Annotated in this window: 1 pseudogene; it reads right to left on the bottom strand. The window is 42.1% G+C overall.

The window, feature by feature from the left end:
* Positions 1 to 97 precede the first annotated feature (97 nt).
* Positions 98 to 447, bottom strand: a pseudogene (locus HMPREF3031_RS13550) (hypothetical protein); the annotation flags it as partial.

Here is a 447-nt window from a genome sequence, read left to right as displayed (position 1 = left end):
TAGTAAGTTCTTTACCATCACTAAATGTGACTTTTGTATCGCCATTTGGTTGTGGCTCTACTTTTGCGACTGTGACTGATTGACCGTCTGCACCATTTTATCCAGCATCGCCTTTTTCGCCTTTAGGGATAACAACTTCGTGACCATCGCTGAATGTTACTTTTGTTGAACCATCTGGTTGAACAGCTGTTTCAGTAATTGTGATTGACTTACCGTCCACGCCGTCTTTCGCTTTTGGAATAACAACTTTAGATCCATCATTGAATGTGATTTCTGTGTTGCCATCTTTATCAGGTTGAACACTTTGAACCGTAATTGATTTACCGTCCGCACCGTTTTGACCTGCTTCACCTTGTGCACCTGCGTCACCTTTATCGCCTTTTGCGATTGTGATTGAAGTACCATCTGAGAACGTTACTTTTGTATCGCCTTCTGGTGTTTTTTCAG

This window comes from Staphylococcus sp. HMSC072B07, from assembly GCF_001815505.1.
Lineage (GTDB): Bacteria > Bacillota > Bacilli > Staphylococcales > Staphylococcaceae > Staphylococcus > Staphylococcus simulans.
This window is presented reverse-complemented; position numbering and strand designations above follow the sequence as displayed.